The following is a 20,715-nucleotide window of genomic DNA, read 5'->3' as shown; positions in this document are numbered from 1 at the left end:
TACGTAACATCGTGGCCGGATGTACTGCTATTACCCAGTAGGCGGTCAACGACGAGAAGGACTACCGGCAGAGCCGTCCTCGATGCTCGGACCCCACTCGAGATAATCCTCTTCAGAGGTCCGAGGCACGAAAGGAGTAGACTCCGCCCGCAGTCGTGGCCGCGATCCACCCGAGAAGGACCACGACGGCGAACGCCGGTCGCTCGTAGAAGGCGGGCTCCGACGGCGGCGCGGAGATCATCCCCCCGTTCGCCCCCACAGGAAGGCCACCGAGGACGTTGCTGAACGCCCGTATCGGGTTCAACGCGGTAAACAGAGCAGCCCCAGTAGGGGTCGACTCCGGCCACGTGAACCCCCGGCTGATGTAGGCGACGACCAACGGCAGCTGCTCCCAGATCCGGAACGTGAACACGACGTACGTCCCGAACACCGCCACCGTCGCCCGGGTCGACGTCTCGGTGATCGCGGAAATAGTGACGGCGAGCACGACGAACACGGCCACGATATTGTGGGAGCACGTCCGCGACTTCGGACTCTCGCAGGCCGACAGGAGGGGGAGCGACTCGGGGGAGATGGGTTCTACCCTCCAATCGAGACGAGATTCTCACACGCCGTCCCAGTCGTCTTTGAATGCGTTGTATCCGGCTGGTCCTTCGCCGGCGACCGTCCGAAGCGGGTCGGGATCGCTTCTGTGGGTTTCGACCCAGTCGTTCATCGTGTCGCGTAGCTCACCCGCGATTCCGCTGTAGTCGTCGAGAACGTTCTCCTGCTCCCACGGATCGTTCTCCATGTCAAACAGTTGTTCCGCCGGTACGACGCCGTCCCACATGCCCGGGTGGTAGGTCCTGATGTACTTCCACCGGTCGGCTCTGACGGCGCGCTGTGCAGTGTAGAGCCCGTGATCGACCACGATGTGGTCGCGCCATTCGTTCGTGGTGTCGCTCACGAGTCCCCGAAGAGACCGGCCCTGCCACCGAGCGGGCCTGTCGAGCCCCTCGTAATCGGCGATCGTCGGTGCGATGTCGACGTTGGTCACGAGCTCGGCACGAGACGACCGGTCCACTGGCTCGTCCGAGGGCGGCTTCACGACCAACGGCACGTGCTGGGTGCCGTCGTGGGTGCTCCAGTGCTCTCGATAGACGCCGTGTTCACCGAACTCCTCCCCGTGATCGCCCGTGAGTACGATCGTCGCGTCGTCGTACAGTCCACGGGATTCGAGTCGGGCGAGCAGTCTCCCGATCTGGTCGTCCGCGTATCGGATCTCCGCGTCGTAATGGGAGAGCATCTCGTTGAGGTCGTCCCGTCCCTCGATATCCATCTGTCCCGCCGATCGCCAGGCGTCCCACTCCTGGTGGTCGTCGAGGTCGTTCTCCGTCGGATAGGGGGGGAGGTCGACGGATCGGAACCGTTCGATCTCCTCGTCGGTACGGTTGTACGGTGCATGCGGGTCCCACATCTGCACGTAGAGGAACAGGTCATCACCGGCGTTCCGCTCGAGGGCGTCGAGCGCACGTTCGATGACGTACTCGCCCTCGATGGCCTGGAAATTGTCCGTGTTCGGCGATCTTGGCTGATGATACTCGTTCCAGACGTGGTAGAACCACGGTGCCGGATGTTGGGGGAACGACCCGACGCCTACAGCCGTTTGATCGCTCTCGTAGAACAGTTCCGGGAGCGTGTACCAGTCTTCGAGGTCGGCCACTTCGCCCGGACCACCCGCCCAGTCCACCGTCGTCGCCGGGTGGGCGATTCGCTGGGATGCTGGCCCGTGGGTTTCGATCCCGGTTTCGATCCCGTAACGTCCCGTGATGGTTCCGGCTCGAGAGGGGAGACAGGGAGAGTTCGCACAGTACGCACGCTCGAACACGACCCCATCGGATGCGAGTCGGTCGATGTTGGGGGTCGTCTCGGCCTCGTACCCGTAGGCCCCGACGTGGTCCGGTCGGAGCGAATCGATGTCTATGTGGATCGTAGTCACGGTGTGTGTATCAGCAGTGTCAATTTTAAATAACTCGTCTTAGCGCTGTCAAACACCTCCACATACCATATAACGCCGCTACCCTCGTCTGATGGGGATACACGGGTATGACAGGCTCCAGTCGTAACACGACGAACGGCAGCTACGGCTACGATGTCGCCGACCACTCCTACCGCGTGAACACCAAGAACGGTGTTCCCGTTGCGAGTGTCCTCGGAGATCTACAGGACGGTGCTTGCAAGTATCACGTAGCCGTTACGATCCCGAGGCGGTACTCTCGTTTCCCCTCCCGGAGTCGTCCTCATCTTCGTCCTGACCGCTCTCGGACTTGGGGAGCACTCTGAACGGGCGCATCATGTCGTGATCCTCGTGTTCGATCATGTGACAGTGCCACATGTACTCGCCCGTCTGATCGGTGAACAGCCCATCGTGTGCCCCGAAGTGGACGGCGACGTGGACCACCTCCCTCGGGTGGACCGAGACCACGTCGTTCCACCCTCGCTCGTAGGGTTCGGGGCCCCCGAGAGCCTCGGGGTCGACCCCGTCCTCGGCGGGATCGTAGTCGTCGACCGGCTGTCGTCCGAGCACCTGGAAGTGGACGAGATGGAGGTGCATCGGATGGGACATCCCGGTGAGGTTGGCGAAGCTCCAGATCTCGGTGTCGCCGAGCGTGGGCTCCTCGGTCACGGGATCGTCCATCCCGAGGCCGGACTGCTCGTCCTCGGTCCCGAGCAAGAAGAGCTCCCGCCCGTAGTCGTCGACGTCCTGTGTGAGCGGGAGGTATCGCTGCTCGTCGACGCCGTCGAGGCCGATATCGGGGACCTCGGTCAGCGTCTCCGGAACCCGGCTGTCGTCCTCGACTTCCGACTCGCCGACCTCCACGAGCATGACCTCGGGGAGCGCGTTGGCGCCTTCGTTTCCGCCGGCCTCTCCGGTAAACATCGCCGGCGCGTCGTTGTGGATCAACAGCGTCTCGCCCGCGTACTCCGCGAAGTCGACGACGACGTCGGCGCGCTGGCCCGGCCCCATCTCGAGGCGGCCGTCGATCCCGACCGGCTCGGCGAACAGGCCGCCGTCGTTGCCGATCTGGACGAACGAGGGGCCCGCCTCGCCCGTTTCCCCCGAACTCTCGTTGTACTCGAGGAGCCGGAGATTATAGAAGCGGCTGTTGGCGCCGTTGAGGAGTCGAAAGCGGTACTTTCGGGGTTCGACGGACAGGCGGGGCCAGACCTTCCCGTTGACGACCGACGTGTCGCCGTAGAACTGCGGGACGATGCTGGGGTCGGGGGCGGCGTCGTCCTGGTCCGGGGCGGCCGTCGGGTAGAACAGCGAGCCGTCCGCCTCGAAGCGCCGGTCCTGGAAGACCAGCGGGACCTCGTACTCGCCGCTTGGCAGGCCGAGATCCCGTTCGTGGTCGTTCCGGAGGATGTAGAAGCCCGCGAGGCCGGCGTAGACGTTCAGCCGCGTAATGCCCAGTGAGTGGTCGTGGTACCACAGCGTCGCCGGGGGCTGGTCGTTCTCGTAGTAGTAGTCACGCTTCTCGAACTCGGGGCCCGTCTCCTCGAACTCCCGGGTGGACCACGCCAGCGGGTTCCCGTCGCTCTCGGCCTCGACGTTCCCCCCGTGGAGGTGGGTCACGACCCGCGATCCCGGCATGTCGTAGGGAATCATCTCGGGGTGGATCGTCACGTCCTCGGGCAGGAGGTGGTCGTCGGGCAGTTGGTTCGTCCACCTGACGTAGATCGGTTCACCCTGTTCGGCCTCGATCGTCGGACCGGGATACTGGCCGCCGTACCCCCAGACGGTCGTCGGCGGGAGGTCGGAGTGAAGCTGCTGTTCGACCTCGCTTAGTTCCACCTCGTAGTGGGGCTGGCCCTCCTTCGTCCCGGTCAGCTCGGCGACGCCCGGTCGGGCCACCTCGTCGACCCACTTCTCCAGGTCGGGCGAGGAGTGGTCGGCCGCCGTCGCCGCCGTGTTCGCGATCGGGGCCGTACAGCCCGCGAGCGCCGAGGCGCCCACGGCTCCGGCCGCGAGGAGGTATCCGCGCCGCGAGAGCTCCGTTCGCCGCGTTCGAGTGCGATCTCTCATGGATAGTGATACGAACCGTCCGTACATAACGGATCGAGCCGATTCCCACGCCGTAGGAATCGGGTTTCTGGCCCGGTATTAGGCGGGATCCGGTGGTTCACCGACCGTCTTCGGACTGCTCGTCGTCGAGGGACTGCCTGAGCCAGAAGCCGAACGGCGACAGCAGGACCAACAGCCCCATCATGACCATCCCGGCGACGCCGGTAGTCGAGGCGCTCGAGTCGGCGCTCGCCGCGTCGCCGGAGGACTCCTCGGCCGTGGCCCCCTCTCCGGCGACGATCACCGCCCCCTTCATCCCCATCGAGACGTGTGGCGTACACTTGTACGGGACGAACCCGCTCTCCTCGAACCGGTGCTCGAACGTCGCCCCCTCGGCGTCCTGGCGCTCGCTCCCGAACGCACCGTCCTCGCTCGAGACGTCGTGTGAGCCGCCGTTGCCCGACCACTCCCAGACGACCGTCGTCCCCGGCGACACCCGCACTGCGGGTGGATCGTAGCTGAAGCCGTCGCCGGCTCCAACCGTGATCGTCACGTCCTCGGATCCGGTCATGTCGGCCACCGATCCGTCGTAGTTGGGTGCGTCAGAGAGCCAGTTGTCGATTTCGTCGTCGACGGCGCCGACAGGGACAGTCACAGTCGGTACGAAGGCTGCACTCCCAGCGACGCCGAGGAACGTTCGTCGGCCCATCGATCCGTACTGCGTTTCGGGGCTCATACTTAGACCTTCATCGAGCATGCACCTCCCTTGGGCGATGATTCCCACCGATTGGGAACGATATATACGGGGGATTCGGTTTCCGATGGATCCACACGTTCCCTGGCTCTATCGACCGTATATACTGTCGAAATGGCTCCGTTGAATCACTAAACAGCAGCCGAATCGGTCCAGGGATCGCCGCTCCGTCGATCGGGACGGGATCAGCCCGCCGTTAGCGAGTAGGCGATGAGCGAGAAGCCCGCGAGCACGAACAGCCCCTCGACGAGGACGCCGAAGGCGAGCGAGACGTCGAGCAGTTCGTAAGCGAACCCGCCGAGGGCGCCTCCGACGGTGACGAGCGCGAAGCCGGCGGCGAGCAGCCCCAGTGGCCCACTCCGGGTGCGCCGGAACGCCTTATACGCGAAGTAGGTGACGGTTCCGCCCATCACGACCATGAGCGTCTTGACGACGATCAGGCCGACGGCGACGACCTCGGGGGAGGGTTCAATAACCATCTCAGGCCTCCCTGCTGACTTCCGACCACATATCGGCGAGGCGTTCGTCAGGTGTCCGGGCCGGCCGCGAGACCGCCACCGCCAAGCGGCGGTCGTCGTCGACCGAAACCGTTACTTGATCGAAATCGAGACGATACCGGGTGGTGTGGTGGCCGTCGGATCTGATTTCGGTCAACTCCTCGAGAAGCGTTGCCTCGACCATCGTCTCGAGTTTCCGGTAGGTCGTCGAGAGAGGGACGTTACACGCGTCGGATATCTCGCTTGCGGTCATGGGTTCCTCCAGGTTTCGAACGATCGCCCGACAGTCGTCGTCGTAGAGCGCGGCGAGGACCTCTTCGACCGTCGAACTCTCACCGGCCGGGTCCCGGACCATCTATCGGCCGTTTCGGACGCGCCGTTATAACTGGTGTGGCCTCGACTAGCGTCGCCGGTCGCCGGGGCCGCCTCGGGGCCATGGCTATCGGACGGGATTCACACCAGTCCCGTTTCGACGTCATAAGGCTACCGAGCAAGAAATACCGCCCGAGAGTATAGTTCATCAGACCACAACATAGTTCAAACGGCACTGTCTAGTTGCAGGCGTTTGAGAGGTGAGCAGGTCGGAGTAAGTGGTGGTCGTGACACTCGCAGACCTGCTCAGAGACGGCGTAGACGTGAATCGTAATGATGTTTCGGAGAACGAGTTTACCCCGACACCCGTCAGGGCGTTCGGGGTGGTCTGCTTTCGATGAAATCGGACGAATTTCCGCTGAGATCTCATCGTGAGCCCGACAGCAAAGACCGTCACGACCTGAAGAAGGAACTGACGCCAGTTCGTGGGGATCCCCCGAGTATACGTATCGTCCGTCAATAGACGAGTCACTGGACGTTCTCGAATCTACGCCAGATCGACGTCGCCGCTCGCGTGGGCGGTCACGTCGTACCCTCGATATCGGAACGTCACCCGTTCCGGGCGAGACGGGTCTCCATCACCGGTCGGCGCGAACAGGTCGTCTAACGCCTCGGGATTCACGGCTTCATAGAGCGGCGGCTCGAGCTCGGCCGGCTCGCGGTCCTCGCGGTCGGCGATCGCCTCGAGCACGCGCATGCTCGGTGGTTTCGAATCGGACCCGGATCATGTTCCCAGCTCTGACTCTCTCATTATACTAATAACTGAACGTCAGAGTCGGCCATGTGGTTGAGCGCGGTCGCTGCACCAACTCCTGTCGTGACGCCGTCGTAGAAGTCCTCCTCGTCGTAGTCCATCAGCTCGATCGTCATCTGGCAGGCCTGGAGATCGACCCCGCTCTCGATCGAGAGGTCGATCAACTCCTCGATCGTCGCAGTCCCGTTGTCGTCGATCCGCCGCTGCATCATCCTCGTGGCCACCGTATCCATCCCGGGAAGCGCGGCGAGCGCGTTCGGGACCGGCATGTTCGGATTGCCGACGGCGCTCAGCTTGAGCTCTTTCGACTTCTCCTCGTGGAGGATGTCGAGCCCCCAGAACGTGTGGAAGACGACGACCTCCCAGCCGAAGGCGGCCGCCGTACTCGCGAGGATCAGCGGCGGGTACGCCATATCGAACGTCCCTTGGGTGGCGACGATCGTCAGCTTCTTCTCATCATCGCCCGCATCCGACTCCGCGAGCGACGCTTCCAGCACCTCGACGCGCTCACGGAGCGCCCGTAACTCCTCGGCGTCAATCTCGTCCTCGGTTTCGGCGGCTGGTGCGTCGACGTTGTCAGCCGATGTCGGTGGTTCGTCCGTGCTCATTCTTCCGTTTTCTTCACGTAGTGGGTGTAGAGGTCGTCGTCCTCGACCTGTTCTACGAGTTCGACGCCGGCGGTGCCGTCGGCCCATCCTCGAACATCGCTCATGCTGCCCGAATCCGTCGCGACGACCTCGAGAACGTCGCCGGCCTCGAGGTCGTCGATCGCCTGCTTGGTCTTCACGATCGGCATCGGGCAGGATTGGCCTTTCACATCGAGCGTCTCGGTGATCCGGTGATCCGAACTCATTGTTTATTGTGCCCCGTATTGGAGCTACCACACAATATCATGGCCTCACGTAAAAGGTCTACGGTTATTGTGCAATCTACACACAGAGGGGGTTAATCCATGTTCCGGTGAACTCGATATAGTCCGCGTATATGGACGCAATAGCCATCTATATTGACTACTGGACGATCCCATATTGTGCTTTTAGGGGAATACTACGCAAACTCTTAAGTGCGAGCAGTCGGTACTGGGACGTGTACAACATGGACGACATGGATCTTCCAATGCCGGACGTCGAGGTCGAATCGATCAGTCCAAACGAGTTGAAGGGTCAGATCGACGCGGGCGAGAACGTGACGCTCCTCGATACCCGCATGGAATCGGAGTACGACGAGTGGAAGATCGAGGGTGAGACCGTCGAGTCGGTCAACATCCCGTACTTCGAGTTCCTGGACAGCGAAATCGACGAGGACGTTCTTGTGCGGATTCCCGATGACCGAGAACTCACGGTTCTCTGTGCAAAAGGGGGGTCGAGCGAATACGTCGCCGCGACGCTGACAGAGCGCGGCTACGACGTCGATCACCTTGAGGACGGAATGAACGGCTGGGCACGCATCTACGAGCGTGTCGAGGTCGCACGCTACGACGGGGGCGGGAGCCTCTACCAGTACCAGCGCCCCTCGAGTGGCTGTCTCGGTTACCTGCTCGTCGACGGCAGTGAGGCGGCCGTGATCGATCCGCTGGGCGCGTTCACTGATCGGTATCTCGAGGACGCTGGGGAACTGGGTGCCGAACTGAAATACGCGTTCGACACGCACGTCCACGCGGACCACATCTCCGGTATCCGGGATCTCGCTGCGGAAGGCGTTGAAGGCGTCATCCCCGAGGCGACGGTCGACCGCGGCCTCACGTATGCGGACGAGATGAGCCTCGCAGTGGACGGCGACGAGTTCGTCGTCGGCGACGCCACGGTCGAGACCGTCTCGACGCCCGGGCACACCTCGGGGATGACCTCCTACCTGCTCGACGACTCCCTGCTCGCGACGGGCGACACGCTGTTCCTCGAGAGCGTCGCCCGCCCCGACTTGGAGGGGGGCGACGAGGGTACCGGAGACGCGGCGCGCAAGCTCTACGAGTCGCTCCAGGAGCGCGTGCTGGCCCTGCCCGACGACACGCTCGTCGGCGGCGCTCATTTCGGCGACTCTGCCGAACCTGCGGACGACGGAACCTACACGGCACCGATCGGCCGGCTCGAGGCGGAGATGGACGGGCTGTCGATGGACGAAGACGCGTTCGTCGAGTTGATCCTCTCGGACATGCCGCCCCGTCCGGCCAACTACGAGGAGATCATCGCCACGAATCTCGGCCGCCAAGAGACCGACGACGAGGAGGCGTTCGAACTCGAGCTCGGCCCCAACAACTGCGCGGCCAGCCAGGACTCGCTGGCGGGTGACTGATCATCGTGCTCGAGATCACACTGCACGCCGAACTCCTCCAGGCGGTGCCCGCCGAGGCGTTTCCGAACGGGATCTCCCGGTACGCGATCGGGGGGTTGCTCGTCGGGCTCGGCGTGGTTGCCATCTACCTCGGGACGGGGATCGCCGCGGGCGCGAGCACGTTCCTCGAGTCGACGCTCTCCTACGTCTCCGACCAGTCCCGGTTCCAGCGGTATCTCGGTTCGCGGGACTGGCGGGGCGTCTTCACGCTGGGGATCGTCCTCGGCGGGGCGATCTATGCGGTGGTCTGGCAGGGCGGAGCGTGGACGACCGAGGTCCAGCCCTGGCGGCTGCTCGTCGGCGGCGTCCTCGTCGGGATCGGCACGCGGGTCGGCAAGGGCTGTACGTCGGGTCACGGCGTCTGCGGCGTCGGCTCGGCCTCGAGGACGTCGATCGTCGGCGTACTCACGTTCCTCTCGGTCGCGATCGTCACTGCACAATTCGTCCAGATCGCGGGGGTGACTCCATAACATGAGTAGCAATCGTCATCCCCTGTTCATGCCGCTGATCCTCGTCGGCGGCCTGATCTTCGGATTCGGATTGGCCTACAGTCATATGGCCCGCCCGGAGGTCGTCTTGGACTTCCTCCAGTTCGAGGACTTCGGGCTAGTATTCGTCATGTTCGGCGCGGCGATTATCTCGGGCATCGCCTTCGCCGTCTTGCCCCGGATCCGGGATCGCGCACCGCTGACGGGCGACGTCTACGGTCGGCGACTGAAGTCGTTCGACCGGAACGTCCTGATCGGCGGCGGGATATTCGGCGTGGGCTGGGGCCTCTCGGGGATCTGCCCCGGCGCGGCCTACGCCAGCGTCGGGATCGGGAACGTCACCATCCTCTGGGCGATCGGTGGCATGTTCGCCGGTGCCTACCTTCAGGGCTGGTGGCGCAGCAGGCACACCGCAGCCGACATCGGCTCGACGGGTGCCGATTAACGCACCCTGAATTTCGAGAACGTCACTACAGCTTCCCATTCATGGACCCCGTAACGATACTGCTGTTCATCGCCGCGGCCATCGCGAGCCTGTTCATGGCCTGGGTGATCGGCGCCGGCTCGAGCGGCGCGACCCCGTTCGCGCCGGCGGTCGGCGCGAACGCCATCTCGACGATGCGTGCGGCGTTTCTCGTCGGGATCCTCGGCTTCGCCGGCGCGGTGGCCCAGGGCGGAAGCGTCTCCGAGGCCGTCGGCACCGGGCTCGTCGAGGGCGTCACGCTCCCCACCATCGGCGTCATCGTCGTCTTGCTGATCGGGAGCGGGCTGATGACGATCGGGATCTACACGGGCTACCCGATCGCGACCGCGTTCACGGTGACCGGTTCGGTCGTCGGCGTTGGGTTCGCACTGGGTGGCGATCCTGCCTGGGGGAAGTACGCCGAAATTGGCGCAGTCTGGATACTGACGCCGTTCGTGGGCGGCGGCATCGCCTACGGGCTCGCCAGCATCCTCCTGCGACCCGGCGTCCCCGAGGACGTCAGCGTTCCGCTCCTTGCTGGGATCGTCGGCATAGTGGTCGCGAACCTCGAGTTCTCGTTTCTCTCGTCGGTCGGTGGAACGGTCGCTACCGCCGCGGCCACGCTGGTTCCCGTCGGCGGCACCGCCGTCACAGCTGCACTCTCGCTCGGCGTCGGCGTCATCGTTGGGGCCGTCGTTCGCTGGGACGTCGGTCGCGATCAGACCGGCGGTTTGCGCCGGTTCCTGCTCTCGCTTGGCGCCCTCGTGGCGTTCTCGGCGGGCGCGAGTCAGGTCGGGCTGGCCGTCGGACCACTGTTCCCGCTCCTCGAGGAGGTGCCGACGGTGTCGCCGATCGTAGTGTTGCTCGGCGGTGGCGTCGGGATCCTCGTCGGCTCCTGGACGAGTGCACCCCGAATGATCAAGTCGATCTCCCGGGAGTACGCGTCGCTGGGACCGCGCCGATCGATCTCGACGCTCGTTCCCTCGTTTCTCATCGCACAGACCGCAGTCCTGCTGGGCGTGCCGGTCTCGTTCAACGAGATCATCGTGAGCGCAATCATCGGAAGCGGGCTCGCGGTCACTGGCGGGGACGGCGTGAGCCCCCGGAAGCTGGGACTTACCGTCGCCGCCTGGATTGGTTCGCTCGTCCTCGCGTTCGGCCTCGGCTACGGGTCGATGTTCCTCCTGAACGCGTGACGATCACCGACGGGATCGGTCCCGCGTGGGCGGATCCGGTCGAACGCCGCTCGCGGACGCCGGCGGCCCATCCGCTCGGTTCGATGAAGCGCCGTCCTCAGCGTTCCGGCGGAACGAGCATGACGTTCCCGTTCGCCCGGGCGACGACGTGTTCGGCGCTGCCGAGCAACGGCCGGCGGAGTCGGCTGTGGCTACGCGAGCCGACGAGAATCGTCGTCTGATCGTACTCCACCTCTGGGGCGAGAATCTCGTCGGCCGGATCGCCACTACGAATTTCGGTTCGCGTCTCGATCCCCCACTTCTCGAGTCGGGCCAAAAGCTCCACGAGTCACGCGCCAGGATCGGCGCCGTCCGATAGCGATGGTTTTTTTCCACGTCTCGACGTGGACCGGCGTCGCCTCCCGGGTCGCGTGACGGAGATACGAGAACGCCTCGAACGCCTGCTCGGCGTTCTCCGAGAAGTCGGTCGCGTAGAGCATCCGCTGGAACAGGTGTTCTCGGCGCACGTCCGGATCGTCCGCTCCACGTTCGATCCGGTTGACGAGCAGCGACACGACCGTCGTACACGCGAGGTTCCGCGCGGTCGAACCGATAACGCGGTTCTCGAGGGGACTCTGCCCGCGCGAACCGACGACCGTCAAGTTGGCTCCGACCGCCTCCGCGACTCCGTTGATTCGTCGATGGGGCGTGCCGCGGGCGACGTGCGCTTCGACGTCAAAGCCGGTACCTTCGATGATGCGACGGTAGCGTGCCAGCGCCCGTTCGCGCCGGTCCTCGAAGTCCATCCTGGGCATGCCCGCGTGGACGTTCTGACGGAACCACGGTCACGGGGTGGATCTCCTCGACGCCGATTCGTCCGAGACACTCGAGGCAGATCTCGCTCTCGATCGTCGCCTCGCTGGCGGCGGAGAGGTCGGTCGCGCGGATCGCGTTTATACTCGTAGGTGTCGATTGTGTGCTATTGTTCGTATAGGGCAATACTATTCCAGACTATTCACCGTACAGACCTCGTTCGATCGTGATGACATCCCTATCGGTCACCTGTCAGAGGTAATGGGTTCGATCTCATCGAGCGATAGTCCCGTTCTCCGCGCCCGAGTGAGGGTGACCGGAATCGTCCGCCCCCTCATATCTACATAACGTATCAAAATATCCCTGTTGGATAGCCGTAAGATAGATTGCAGTAATATTGTATAATAATCCCAAAAGCGTTAAACCAGATCTCCGGCTAGATGATAGTGGGTAGAAATCCATGATATGCACACAACCCCCTGGCGGAGGGGTATCCCAATGATCGACCTCGCAGCGTATTCGTCAGCAGTACAGGCAGCTGCGCTCGTCGGCGCCGTTCTCCTCGAGGCGATCGTCCTCCATGTAGGATACGGTGCGCTCGAGCGAGTCGCAACGCCACTCGTCGATCGGATCACACACGCATAATGGACCCGTTTGGAATCGCACTCACGACGCTCGTGCTGTTCGTGAGCTTCGGCTTCATGGTCGGCGTCCTGTTCGGGTTCTTCGGAATGGGCGGGTCGTTCCTCGTCACGCCCGCGTTACTCGTAATGGGGTATCCCGCCCGGGTTGCAGTCGGCAGCGGGATGGCGTTCGTCTTCGGGACGGCCGTCATCGCGACGCTGAAACACCACGACCTCGGCCAGGTCGATTACAAACTCGGGGGGCTGATGATCGCTGGGACCACAGCCGGGATCGAGGTCGGGAGTCTCCTCGTCTATCGACTCGAGGAGCTCGGCCTCGCAAGCGGCGTTATCGGGGTCACCTACGTCCTCCTGCTTGGCGCGATCGGGTCGTTCGTCACCCGAAACGCACTCACAAACGATGGCGGTGGCACGTCCGGGAGCGGCCCCCACGATGGCGCCGACGACGAGATCGACCCGGACGACATCCCGGATATCGCGAAGGAAATACAGTCCTATCGCATCCCACCGATGCTGACGATCGCGGGCGGGATCCAGGTCTCGCTGTGGATGGTTCTGGGCGTCGCGTTCGCAACTGGCCTCCTGTCGGGATTCCTGGGCGTCGGCGGCGGGTTCATCCGGATGCCCGCGCTGTTCTACCTCATCGGGGTACCAGTCCCGGTAGCAGTCGGAACCGACTTGTTCGAGATCGTCTTCTCGGGCGGGTTCGGTGCGTTCACCTATGGGCTCAACGGTGGAGTGGACCTCTCGATCGTCGCGCCGTTGCTCGCGGGGAGTGCGCTCGGCGCTCGGATCGGGTCGGCGGCGACGAACATCGTCAACGAGGACGACATCAAGATCTACTTCGGAGTGATGCTCCTGGGTGGATCGGTTGCCGTGGCGTTCCAGCAGGCCGGCGATTACTTCGGGATCGAGGCATTCAACACGGTCGGTTTTGCCCTGATCGTGCTTTCGGCATTCGCGGTCGGCGGCGCCGTGATCTATAGCACCGTCGCAACGATGCGGGCACAAACCAGTGTCTACACGACCGCAGTAGACTGATCCTGTAATCCGTTGGTTGTCCTGTTTCGATCGATCAAATCGAGATTGCGCAATATTCACACAACCCTTATACCGGCACGATCCCTATACTGGAACAGTACGATGGCAAACTCGATGGCGGAGCAACTACAGCAGGACATGGAATGTGAGGGGTTGCTGGAGTGTATCCACGGGCTCAAGCAACTCGACAAGGAGTGTTTCCGCGTGCTGGTCGAGAGCGAGGAGGCGCTGACGATCGACGAGGTCGCAGACCGGGTCGACCGCGAGCGCTCGACCGCGTACCGATCGATCCAGCGACTGCTCCAGAGCGGGTTCATCCAGAAAGAACAGATCAACTACGACCAGGGCGGCTACTACCACGTCTACTCCCCGACGGATCCGGATCAGATCGCGAACGACATGCAGCGGATGCTCAACGACTGGTACGCGAAGATGGGCCAGCTCATCCAGGAGTTTGAGGACAAGTACGACCAGGCCGACATCGATACCGAAGTTCCCGCTCAGGGATAGGGCGCGTCTAGTGGTTTCGTCGATACACCCTCAGTAGAACTCGTTTCTCTGCCTCTTCAGGTTCGGTATAGAACTGCTGTTTCTGATGGCAATGATCGTGAGGCGTGTTCTTTCCACACCATTTATGGCATTAAACAGCCATCTACCAACGGATTTAATACATACTATCCCATAGAATTGGGTGTGATGAGCAATACTAAACTCGCCCCTGCAGAGGTCGCGCGGCGTATCGATGAGAACGATGCGGACGACCTCTTCATCCTCGACGTCAGAAACGAGGATGATTACGAGGAGTGGCAAATCGAGGGGAGTACGAACCTCCCGATCTACGACGAACTCCTTGAGCACGATTTCTCGACGCTCGAGGACCATCTGGACGAGCTTCCGACGGAGACGGAAATCGCAGTCATCTGTGTCGCCGGAATCACGTCCGCGCGGGCTGCGGAGTTCCTCCGCGGCCACGGGTTCGACGCGAGAACGATCGACGACGGCATGAACGGCTGGGGCCGCGTCCACCGGGAGTACGACCTCGAAGGTGCCGACGGCGTCGTCCAGATCGTTCGCCCCGGAACGGGCTGTCTCTCGTATCTCGTTTCCGACGGCGACGAAGCCGTCGTCGTCGACCCGAGCCAGTACGTCGACCAGTATTTGAACGCGGCCGACGAGCGGGACCTCGAGATCGTCGGCGTCGCGGATACGCACGCCCACGCCGACCACGTCTCGGGTGCCCGCCGGCTCGCCGGCGAACTCGACGTTCCCTACTACCTCCACGAAGAGGACGCCGGCGACCTCGAGAACGTAACAGCATTCGCTGACGGCGAGTCGATCACGGTCGGAGCGCGCGAGCTCGAGGTACTCCATACGCCGGGACACACGCCCGGAAGCGTCTCCTTCCTGTTCGGCGACGCGCTCCTCTCGGGCGATACCCTGTTCCTCCGCAGCGTTGGTCGTCCCGACCTCGAGGACGGTTCGGAGGAGGCCGTTCGGACCGCCGCGAGTCAACTGTTCGACAGTCTCGACACGCTGACCGACCTCGATGACGATCTCGTGGTGCTTCCCGGCCACTTCAGTGACGAATCGATTCGCCCACTTGCGACCGTACTCGCCGACCTCCGCGAGGAGACGACCAACGAACTCCTGAGTTATGTCGCCGAGGACGACGAGGAGGCGTTCGTCGAGGCCATCGTCGAAAGCCTCGCCGACGAACCGGCCAACTACAACGAGATCAAACGGATCAACTGGGGGAAAGAACAGCCCGGCGGCGACGTCGAGTCCCTCGAACTCGGCCCGAACAACTGCGCCGCGAACTGATGACCTCATTGGTAATGTTCTTCATTCCCCGTGATCACTTGTTTTAAGCGAGCCGGATTTTAGTTGGTTTATTGAAAAATCTTCGCAAGGACTCTCCAAGAGAGGAACGATCGGGTACTCGTTATTCGTCTCCAACCGAGCGTTCGAAGATCAGGAACTTGGTGCCGCCGCCGTCGTAGGAGACCGTCTCGACGAGGCGCCACCCCTCGCGGCCGAGTTCGGTCATCCGCGCCTCGGGGTTCGCCGACTCGCGTTTGGTCAGCTCAGTCGGCGGCTCGATCGCGCGGTACTCCCGCCCGCGAGGTGACTCCATCATACGATTGCGTGGTTCGGCGGTTGGGCGTGTGATTCTATCCCTTTCAAGATTCTCTCAATTCTTCCGGATACCTGGATCGCTCTCCGATAGCAGACTTATGACGCCGTCGCGCCCACTTCGGCACGACGAAGTCGCTCGAAGCAGTCGTTCGGATTCGGAAGGAACACTTTGGTTGAGTCCCCGTCCATCAATAGCCACTCACAACGTTCTCAGTACCGGAAGTTACGATCGATCGAGATAGGGGTCGGTGAGAGCACTCACCCGCGGTGTATTAGCCCCTGGATGCGGCTTCGGGCGCCATCGGCAGATTCGTACATTTCGTTGTCGATCGGATCAAGGATCTCTGTGAGGGGTACTGTCCCATCCTGTGATTCGAGTTCTTGGTCACCGTAAGCGTCGATGAGCTCCTCTGTCGTCGTCGGATAGTCATGATGTTCGAGTTTCTCATCGAGATCACCAAGTCTCTGGGCGGGATCTTCGTGGACGGGATCGGGTTCGTCTTCCCGATCACGTTCTTTCCTGAGCTCTCGTCGGCTCTTCTCCTCGTCGTTCTCTTGGTTATGTCGGTCGTCAGTATCGTCTGCCATCTCCGTCAGCTATGAGAGCGTCAAGTAAAATGGTGTTGCGTTCAGGGGAGGTCGGGTACCGGTCAGTGCGATTACTGGGTTTGAATTTCCCGGTCACCGTTGGTGCCTCGGGGCCCAATCATGAGCGTGTTTTTCACGAGAGCTTTATGTCCACGATGAAGGCGCTCGGAGAGTGCTTGATGAGAAATATCAAATTCTGCGGCCAACTCCTCGGTATTGAGTTCGCGAGGAATCTCATAATAGCCGCGTTTGAAGGCGGCCGTCATCGTGTCCTGTTGAGCATCCGTGAGACCGAACCGGCCCCGTCGGCCCTCATCGACGTTATAGATGGTAAGGAGTTCACAGTCGATCCCGTTCGAGCGACAATAATTGTGGGTTCGTGACAGCGCATCACGAGTCGGGAAGAGCAGGCGGAGATGCCATCCCTCAGCGGTTCCCGAAGCTGACAGGACCGTCCCGTCTTCTTCGACGAAGATCTGTACGAGGAGATCAACATTATCCACCCACTGCATTTGGTACAAGCGTTCCTCGTCGAGATCCGTGATACAGTCGACTTGGGCGATCGTGTCGTCGGTTGCGAATGCGTCCTCAAGTTTAGTGAGTGCTGACTGTGGTGCCTCAACCCAGAGAAACGGCATGAGTGTCTCTGGATCAGTAGCAACGACTCGCTCGACCTGACAACTGAGGCCAGTCACTGTCTCGAGTGAATGTTTAAGGGCGAAGTCTTCGAGATCAACTCTCAATTCTGCTATAGTTCCAGTCATGCATATGATTCGCACTCATCTCACTTGAGAACTTGCATTTTCAAGCCCACCTGGGTCTTCATCCGTTATCCTTTCGAAGTCAATCTACCGTCTCCAGCTATCTGGTCCTTCAAGAGGGGTGACTGCTCAAGAGAGATTCTTCTTGCGGTCCGAAGAGCTGTCGGTCAATTCGCACTGGAAGGTAACGATCGGCTTAGTGAGACTAAGCCCAAATTAGTGCAGTGGACTAGGGCGACGCCGCTGCTTATCGCCACACAGAGAGCATGAGCGGGTGGGGGCCGGGTGAGACATTCCGCCCGTGACGTGCCTTTGGTAGTAGTACGGCCTCGAGCGGCCGTGTAGATATGTGTCATTCGTCCTGGATAATAGTCGTAACGGTGGCACGCCTTGTGCAACGTTCCGCCTTTCACAGAAAGATCCTGTTGCACAATGTCCTATGGGGTCGCGCTTCTTGTCGGCTCTCTGTCTACAGTGGTCGAAACATGGAGTGCAGTGGTTGAGTCCCTACGGAGGACGTCGATGGGGAGAAAAGTGCTGTTTTATCCTACCATGAAGTTCACAAGGCCGAGCACTCGGTTCCAAAGTTCCCTCGAACGCTTCTCGAACCTTCTTCAGCATCCACCGTCTGCCTGCTGGCCGTTGATTGCTGTCCGCTTTAGGAGGACAAATCCGACCTTGGCAGTCAATCCGACAAACATCCCCAGTGCGAAGCTATGGATGGGGACGGTCGGTGGCCTGAACACCCAGATGACTCCCCATACGATCGCTGTAACCGTGACTAGCACGAGGAATCGGCCACCAATGCCGATTCGGTCCCACCAATCATCGATCATTTGACCCAGCTTAGTGCTGGAGGCATACTCGCTGAATACGACTACTGACGTGAACATCCCCACTCCGAGTGAAATCCATGAAATGCTATTGGTCTCCCACAGTTGCACTAGTGGGGAGAGCATACCGAATAGTCCGATCCCGATCCAGAATAACAGTCGTCTATTGGTCATTTCAGACGGATGCTGCCCCCATTCGGTCATATCGAGTTTTTATCCTGTTGTAGTATAAATATTGTCAGGATTTTTCACACTCCGGCGAGCGTCAGACTATTTTATTCTGCCATGGTAGGTATGTGACATCCATCAAATACAGCGACCTTGACCGGGATCAGGGGAACCTGAGCGCAAGTGTCGTTACCGACATTATTGATGCTCTTCATTAGTACACTCCAGCAACGATTGAGTGAGCGGTGTCGTCTCCGGACTCAGAAGTTATATTCATGGAGTAACACAATCGCTTAACAATGCCTTCTCCATCAGTGTACGATCATTACTCTTCGACTGACACTGATTCTGTGGATGGGGTTTACCGAGTGGTTGGCATCAGCGAAGAAGATGTAACGCTCCTCAGAGTCGGGGACCCCGACGGTCAACGGGTCAATACCGGCGAAATCATGACAGTCAGATATGACGAACTCAACGGATTTGATCCAGCCGAGAATCCGGATGGAAACCGTCCCTTGGGGGACGCGGTCAAATCCAAGGCGGAGATGGTTTACTGGACACTTCGAGTCTTTGTTCAGCAACTGGCTGCACATCCGCTGATGACGCTTCTCGCTGTCGCAGTACTAGTGGTGGGGAGCTTCGGGGAAGAGTTTCTATCACTTCCAAGCTCTGCTTTTAGTATTCTGATAATTGGAGGGAGTCTCGGACTCGCCTACATCGGAAGTGGCCGCCTGTAGCGTCAGACGCCGCCAGCGCCGCCGCACGTTCCGGTAGCAGCACCCACGGCGCCTGTTTCGGCACAACTCGCCGCACTCGCATTCTCCGTCCCATCAATCACGCGCATAACGCGCGGATTGAGGGAGCTCTCTGGTCAAAGAGCGTTGTCTGATACGTTCTTCTCGGTGATCAAGCGCACGCTCGGTGACGCCGTATGTGCGCGAAGCTGGTATCGAGCGAACCTTTATTCACTTTCCAGTGGTCTCTCCCTCATGGCGACGTCACCACGTACTAACGATCTCCAACGGATACTCGCGGACGACGCCGTCGCGCTCGGCATCCTCGAGAACGCGTACGATCCGAGCCTGGTCGAGTTCTACGGCGAACTCGGCCTCGATTTCGTCTGGATCGACCTCGAGCACGCAGGGCCGAGTCCGTGGAACGGCCACCGCATCGAGGACCTACTCCGGGCTGCCGACGTCGGGGGAACTGAACTGCTCGTTCGGCTGCCCGAACCCGATCCCGGCACGATTCGGAAAGCTCTGGACGCAGGCGTCAGAAACCTGTTCGTCTCGCGGATCGAGTCCGCCGACGAGGTGCGGCGAGCGGTCGAGGCCTCGCGATTCGAATACGACGGGGAGCCCGGTAAACGCGGCTTCGCGAGCCCGCGAGCGAGCCGCTGGGGGACGACCGACGACTACGCTGGCACCGAGGACGAGGAGGTCGTCCTCGGCGTGACGATCGAGAACCCGACCGCCGTAGCGAATATAGCGGAGATCCTCGCTGTCCCCGAACTGGGGTTCGTTTTCGCCGGCCCACTCGATCTTGCGGTGTCGCTAGGCCACCCCGGTGAGCCGACCCACGACGAGGTCGAGGAACACGTCGAAGAGATCCGGGAGGCCGCGCTCAAGGCCGACGTTCCCCTCGGCGGTCTCGGCTTTGGGATGGACGACGTCAACGAGAAGGCGAACGCGGGGTACCAGATACTGAATCTAGGGAGTACGACCGGCGCACTGCAGAGCGTCGTGCGATCGTGGCTGGACGACTACGAAGAGGCGTAGACGAGTTGGTACCGCCGCGTATCCCCCGCTTCCGCCCGGTCTCAGATCTCTCCGTGGCGACCGGCTGGTGAATTCACCAGGTTCTCACTTCAGCTCCGACAGCTGAAGCTGATTTCGAGAAGTATGCTCTTGTCGATCGATACGTTCGAGCGTCGTGATCCCACTGTGTTCGACGAATGGGAGACACCCGTACTCATCAACCTCTACACACTGCTCTCAGATATCCAACAGAGCGTGGGCGATCTTCAACGGGGGTTCGTGAAGTACTTCTCGACCGCCTTCACCACGACCAGTCGGTCCATAGACAGTACGGCGCGGTCCAGCGGACGACCCGCCGGAATCAATCGCTCAAAAACGACGACGAAGTCCTCCGCGGGCTCGAAGACGAGGGCATCCCCCGTGAACGTGTCATGGCCGTCAATCGCGAGAAAGTCGACGACGCACTCGATGTGACCGAACTCGCCGACTCGGCGGTCTACGAGATCGGAGAGAGTGAGTACGTCCGCAAAGCCGACGTCGACGAGGAGACCAAAGAAACCCGGCCCAGGGACTCAAAGATCAGCTTGCGTTGAGCGACGAGGCTGAAGCCAAGGATTTCCGTGAGGAAGTCGACGAACTCGAGGACCGGATCGAGGAACTAATCGAGTTCAGTCCGGGGAACGAGGTCGGCACACGCTCGTAACCCTCGCCCATTGTACGCACTTCACGTACTGATATCAAGTCAAGAATTCCGGGCTCCACTGGGGCCAACGCTGTAAACGGAGTTACTCGTCGTCGGGTTCAGGGTCGTCACCGTCTCCGCGAACGAGCGCGGTCTCTGCCGACGCACTGGACTGGTCCTGTTCTGGGGTCGGGCCATCAAGCAGTGCATCGAAATCGTCAACCTCGCCGTACTGATATTGATAGATCAGAGTAACTTTCCTGCCGAAGTGACTTCGTACAGTCCCGAGCGTTCTGCTGTCCCGATCTTCCGCACGAGGCAGTAATCCTCGAGTACTGGCAGCCGCGTGTTGAGGTTAAGAGTTGAGCTATGGATTATGAACTGCTCTACACCCCGATCTCGACGCAGCCAGTGAC

Annotated in this window: 22 protein-coding genes and 5 pseudogenes; 12 read left to right on the top strand and 15 right to left on the bottom strand. The window is 61.3% G+C overall.

What is annotated here, in order from left to right; genetic code table 11:
* Nucleotides 1–112 precede the first annotated feature (112 nt).
* The 9 genes and pseudogenes from DVH23_RS06815 to DVH23_RS06770 form a co-directional block, all read right to left on the bottom strand.
* Nucleotides 113–502 (bottom strand): ABC transporter permease subunit, encoded by a 390-nt coding sequence (locus DVH23_RS06815; protein ID WP_157972347.1) that lies wholly within the window; start codon nt 500–502, stop codon nt 113–115.
* A gap of 102 nt (nt 503–604) precedes the next feature.
* Nucleotides 605–1,978, bottom strand: coding sequence for a sulfatase (locus tag DVH23_RS06810; RefSeq protein ID WP_157972346.1), 1,374 nt, complete (start codon nt 1,976–1,978; stop codon nt 605–607).
* A gap of 255 nt (nt 1,979–2,233) precedes the next feature.
* On the bottom strand, nt 2,234–4,066 hold the full coding sequence (locus DVH23_RS06805; RefSeq protein ID WP_114576677.1) for a multicopper oxidase family protein: 1,833 nt from the start codon (nt 4,064–4,066) through the stop codon (nt 2,234–2,236).
* 97 nt (nt 4,067–4,163) lie between these two features.
* Nucleotides 4,164–4,754 (bottom strand): halocyanin domain-containing protein, encoded by a 591-nt coding sequence (locus tag DVH23_RS06800; RefSeq protein ID WP_232833710.1) that lies wholly within the window; start codon nt 4,752–4,754, stop codon nt 4,164–4,166.
* A gap of 230 nt (nt 4,755–4,984) precedes the next feature.
* Entirely contained in the window at nt 4,985–5,278 is a 294-nt protein-coding gene (locus DVH23_RS06795; protein WP_114576675.1) for a hypothetical protein, read from the bottom strand.
* Nucleotide 5,279: 1 nt separating this feature from the next.
* Nucleotides 5,280–5,651, bottom strand: coding sequence for a transcriptional regulator (locus tag DVH23_RS06790; RefSeq protein ID WP_114576674.1), 372 nt, complete (start codon nt 5,649–5,651; stop codon nt 5,280–5,282).
* Nucleotides 5,652–6,155: 504 nt separating this feature from the next.
* Nucleotides 6,156–6,371 (bottom strand): annotated as a pseudogene (locus DVH23_RS06780) (HalOD1 output domain-containing protein); the annotation flags it as partial.
* Nucleotides 6,372–6,418: 47 nt separating this feature from the next.
* Complete coding sequence (locus tag DVH23_RS06775) at nt 6,419–7,030, bottom strand: DsrE/DsrF/DrsH-like family protein (RefSeq protein ID WP_114576671.1); 612 nt, start codon at nt 7,028–7,030, stop codon at nt 6,419–6,421.
* Nucleotides 7,027–7,275, bottom strand: a complete 249-nt coding sequence (locus DVH23_RS06770; RefSeq protein WP_114576670.1) for a sulfurtransferase TusA family protein — start codon at nt 7,273–7,275, stop codon at nt 7,027–7,029. The genes DVH23_RS06775 and DVH23_RS06770 overlap by 4 nt, the downstream gene beginning before the upstream one ends.
* A gap of 242 nt (nt 7,276–7,517) precedes the next feature.
* Here DVH23_RS06770 and DVH23_RS06765 point away from each other — a divergent pair, with 242 nt between their 5' ends.
* From DVH23_RS06765 to DVH23_RS06750, 4 genes are read left to right on the top strand one after another with little or no spacing between them, the layout of a single operon-like run.
* Nucleotides 7,518–8,711, top strand: coding sequence for an MBL fold metallo-hydrolase (locus DVH23_RS06765; protein ID WP_114576669.1), 1,194 nt, complete (start codon nt 7,518–7,520; stop codon nt 8,709–8,711).
* A 5-nt stretch (nt 8,712–8,716) separates the two neighbouring features.
* Nucleotides 8,717–9,220, top strand: a complete 504-nt coding sequence (locus DVH23_RS06760) for a YeeE/YedE family protein (RefSeq protein WP_232833709.1) — start codon at nt 8,717–8,719, stop codon at nt 9,218–9,220.
* 1 nt (nt 9,221) lies between these two features.
* Nucleotides 9,222–9,683, top strand: a complete 462-nt coding sequence (locus DVH23_RS06755; RefSeq protein ID WP_114576668.1) for a DUF6691 family protein — start codon at nt 9,222–9,224, stop codon at nt 9,681–9,683.
* A gap of 41 nt (nt 9,684–9,724) precedes the next feature.
* Complete coding sequence (locus tag DVH23_RS06750) at nt 9,725–10,897, top strand: inorganic phosphate transporter (protein ID WP_114576667.1); 1,173 nt, start codon at nt 9,725–9,727, stop codon at nt 10,895–10,897.
* 97 nt (nt 10,898–10,994) lie between these two features.
* On the opposite strand, the pseudogene DVH23_RS06745 reads toward DVH23_RS06750, so the two are convergent.
* Nucleotides 10,995–11,833 (bottom strand): annotated as a pseudogene (locus tag DVH23_RS06745) (universal stress protein).
* 354 nt (nt 11,834–12,187) lie between these two features.
* On the opposite strand from DVH23_RS06745, the gene DVH23_RS24165 reads away from it, so the two are divergent.
* The 4 genes from DVH23_RS24165 (at nt 12,188) to DVH23_RS06730 (ending at nt 15,195) form a co-directional block, all read left to right on the top strand.
* Nucleotides 12,188–12,334, top strand: a complete 147-nt coding sequence (locus tag DVH23_RS24165; protein ID WP_198667863.1) for a hypothetical protein — start codon at nt 12,188–12,190, stop codon at nt 12,332–12,334.
* Nucleotides 12,334–13,374, top strand: a complete 1,041-nt coding sequence (locus DVH23_RS06740; RefSeq protein ID WP_114576666.1) for a sulfite exporter TauE/SafE family protein — start codon at nt 12,334–12,336, stop codon at nt 13,372–13,374. The genes DVH23_RS24165 and DVH23_RS06740 overlap by 1 nt, the downstream gene beginning before the upstream one ends.
* Before the next feature lie 102 nt (nt 13,375–13,476).
* Nucleotides 13,477–13,884, top strand: a complete 408-nt coding sequence (locus DVH23_RS06735; protein WP_114576665.1) for a helix-turn-helix domain-containing protein — start codon at nt 13,477–13,479, stop codon at nt 13,882–13,884.
* Between the two features lie 186 nt (nt 13,885–14,070).
* Nucleotides 14,071–15,195, top strand: coding sequence for an MBL fold metallo-hydrolase (locus DVH23_RS06730; RefSeq protein ID WP_114576664.1), 1,125 nt, complete (start codon nt 14,071–14,073; stop codon nt 15,193–15,195).
* 121 nt (nt 15,196–15,316) lie between these two features.
* Here the strand turns inward: DVH23_RS06730 and DVH23_RS06725 are convergent, their stop codons facing one another.
* The 4 genes from DVH23_RS06725 to DVH23_RS06710 all read right to left on the bottom strand — a co-directional run bounded on the left by DVH23_RS06725 (nt 15,317) and on the right by DVH23_RS06710 (nt 17,896).
* A complete protein-coding gene (locus DVH23_RS06725; protein ID WP_198667862.1) occupies nt 15,317–15,511 on the bottom strand; it encodes a hypothetical protein in 195 nt (64 codons plus the stop codon).
* Nucleotides 15,512–15,768: 257 nt separating this feature from the next.
* Nucleotides 15,769–16,098, bottom strand: coding sequence for a hypothetical protein (locus DVH23_RS06720; RefSeq protein WP_114576662.1), 330 nt, complete (start codon nt 16,096–16,098; stop codon nt 15,769–15,771).
* 71 nt (nt 16,099–16,169) lie between these two features.
* Nucleotides 16,170–16,862, bottom strand: a complete 693-nt coding sequence (locus tag DVH23_RS06715) for a bacterio-opsin activator domain-containing protein (RefSeq protein ID WP_114576661.1) — start codon at nt 16,860–16,862, stop codon at nt 16,170–16,172.
* 611 nt (nt 16,863–17,473) lie between these two features.
* Nucleotides 17,474–17,896, bottom strand: coding sequence for a hypothetical protein (locus DVH23_RS06710; protein WP_114576660.1), 423 nt, complete (start codon nt 17,894–17,896; stop codon nt 17,474–17,476).
* Nucleotides 17,897–18,159: 263 nt separating this feature from the next.
* Here DVH23_RS06710 and DVH23_RS06705 point away from each other — a divergent pair, with 263 nt between their 5' ends.
* The 4 genes and pseudogenes from DVH23_RS06705 to DVH23_RS24530 form a co-directional block, all read left to right on the top strand.
* On the top strand, nt 18,160–18,597 hold the full coding sequence (locus tag DVH23_RS06705; RefSeq protein WP_114576659.1) for a hypothetical protein: 438 nt from the start codon (nt 18,160–18,162) through the stop codon (nt 18,595–18,597).
* A 77-nt stretch (nt 18,598–18,674) separates the two neighbouring features.
* Nucleotides 18,675–18,813: pseudogene (locus DVH23_RS06700) on the top strand (IS5/IS1182 family transposase); the annotation flags it as partial.
* Between the two features lie 36 nt (nt 18,814–18,849).
* Nucleotides 18,850–19,638 (top strand): HpcH/HpaI aldolase/citrate lyase family protein, encoded by a 789-nt coding sequence (locus tag DVH23_RS06695; RefSeq protein WP_114576754.1) that lies wholly within the window; start codon nt 18,850–18,852, stop codon nt 19,636–19,638.
* A gap of 126 nt (nt 19,639–19,764) precedes the next feature.
* Nucleotides 19,765–20,320: pseudogene (locus DVH23_RS24530) on the top strand (hypothetical protein); the annotation flags it as partial.
* A gap of 82 nt (nt 20,321–20,402) precedes the next feature.
* Here DVH23_RS24530 and DVH23_RS24525 read toward each other — a convergent pair.
* Nucleotides 20,403–20,665, bottom strand: a pseudogene (locus DVH23_RS24525) (ArsR family transcriptional regulator); the annotation flags it as partial.
* Nucleotides 20,666–20,715: the final 50 nt, after the last annotated feature.

The sequence above is a fragment of the Saliphagus sp. LR7 genome (assembly GCF_003344565.1).
Taxonomy (GTDB): Archaea; Halobacteriota; Halobacteria; order Halobacteriales; family Natrialbaceae; genus Saliphagus; species Saliphagus infecundisoli.
Note: the sequence above shows the minus strand (reverse complement) of the source record. Positions and strands in the feature narration are given on the sequence as shown.

Coding starts and splice junctions, on each gene's coding strand:
- DVH23_RS06805 (WP_114576677.1), bottom strand. CDS start 4,066: ATGAGAGATCGCACTCGAACGCGGCGAACGGAGCTCTCGCGGCGCGGA.
- DVH23_RS06800 (WP_232833710.1), bottom strand. CDS start 4,754: ATGGGCCGACGAACGTTCCTCGGCGTCGCTGGGAGTGCAGCCTTCGTA.
- DVH23_RS06795 (WP_114576675.1), bottom strand. CDS start 5,278: ATGGTTATTGAACCCTCCCCCGAGGTCGTCGCCGTCGGCCTGATCGTC.
- DVH23_RS06790 (WP_114576674.1), bottom strand. CDS start 5,651: ATGGTCCGGGACCCGGCCGGTGAGAGTTCGACGGTCGAAGAGGTCCTC.
- DVH23_RS06775 (WP_114576671.1), bottom strand. CDS start 7,030: ATGAGCACGGACGAACCACCGACATCGGCTGACAACGTCGACGCACCA.
- DVH23_RS06770 (WP_114576670.1), bottom strand. CDS start 7,275: ATGAGTTCGGATCACCGGATCACCGAGACGCTCGATGTGAAAGGCCAA.
- DVH23_RS06765 (WP_114576669.1), top strand. CDS start 7,518: ATGGACGACATGGATCTTCCAATGCCGGACGTCGAGGTCGAATCGATC.
- DVH23_RS06755 (WP_114576668.1), top strand. CDS start 9,222: ATGAGTAGCAATCGTCATCCCCTGTTCATGCCGCTGATCCTCGTCGGC.
- DVH23_RS06750 (WP_114576667.1), top strand. CDS start 9,725: ATGGACCCCGTAACGATACTGCTGTTCATCGCCGCGGCCATCGCGAGC.
- DVH23_RS24165 (WP_198667863.1), top strand. CDS start 12,188: ATGATCGACCTCGCAGCGTATTCGTCAGCAGTACAGGCAGCTGCGCTC.
- DVH23_RS06740 (WP_114576666.1), top strand. CDS start 12,334: ATGGACCCGTTTGGAATCGCACTCACGACGCTCGTGCTGTTCGTGAGC.
- DVH23_RS06735 (WP_114576665.1), top strand. CDS start 13,477: ATGGCAAACTCGATGGCGGAGCAACTACAGCAGGACATGGAATGTGAG.
- DVH23_RS06730 (WP_114576664.1), top strand. CDS start 14,071: ATGAGCAATACTAAACTCGCCCCTGCAGAGGTCGCGCGGCGTATCGAT.
- DVH23_RS06725 (WP_198667862.1), bottom strand. CDS start 15,511: ATGATGGAGTCACCTCGCGGGCGGGAGTACCGCGCGATCGAGCCGCCG.
- DVH23_RS06720 (WP_114576662.1), bottom strand. CDS start 16,098: ATGGCAGACGATACTGACGACCGACATAACCAAGAGAACGACGAGGAG.
- DVH23_RS06715 (WP_114576661.1), bottom strand. CDS start 16,862: ATGACTGGAACTATAGCAGAATTGAGAGTTGATCTCGAAGACTTCGCC.
- DVH23_RS06710 (WP_114576660.1), bottom strand. CDS start 17,896: ATGACCGAATGGGGGCAGCATCCGTCTGAAATGACCAATAGACGACTG.
- DVH23_RS06705 (WP_114576659.1), top strand. CDS start 18,160: ATGCCTTCTCCATCAGTGTACGATCATTACTCTTCGACTGACACTGAT.
- DVH23_RS06695 (WP_114576754.1), top strand. CDS start 18,850: ATGGCGACGTCACCACGTACTAACGATCTCCAACGGATACTCGCGGAC.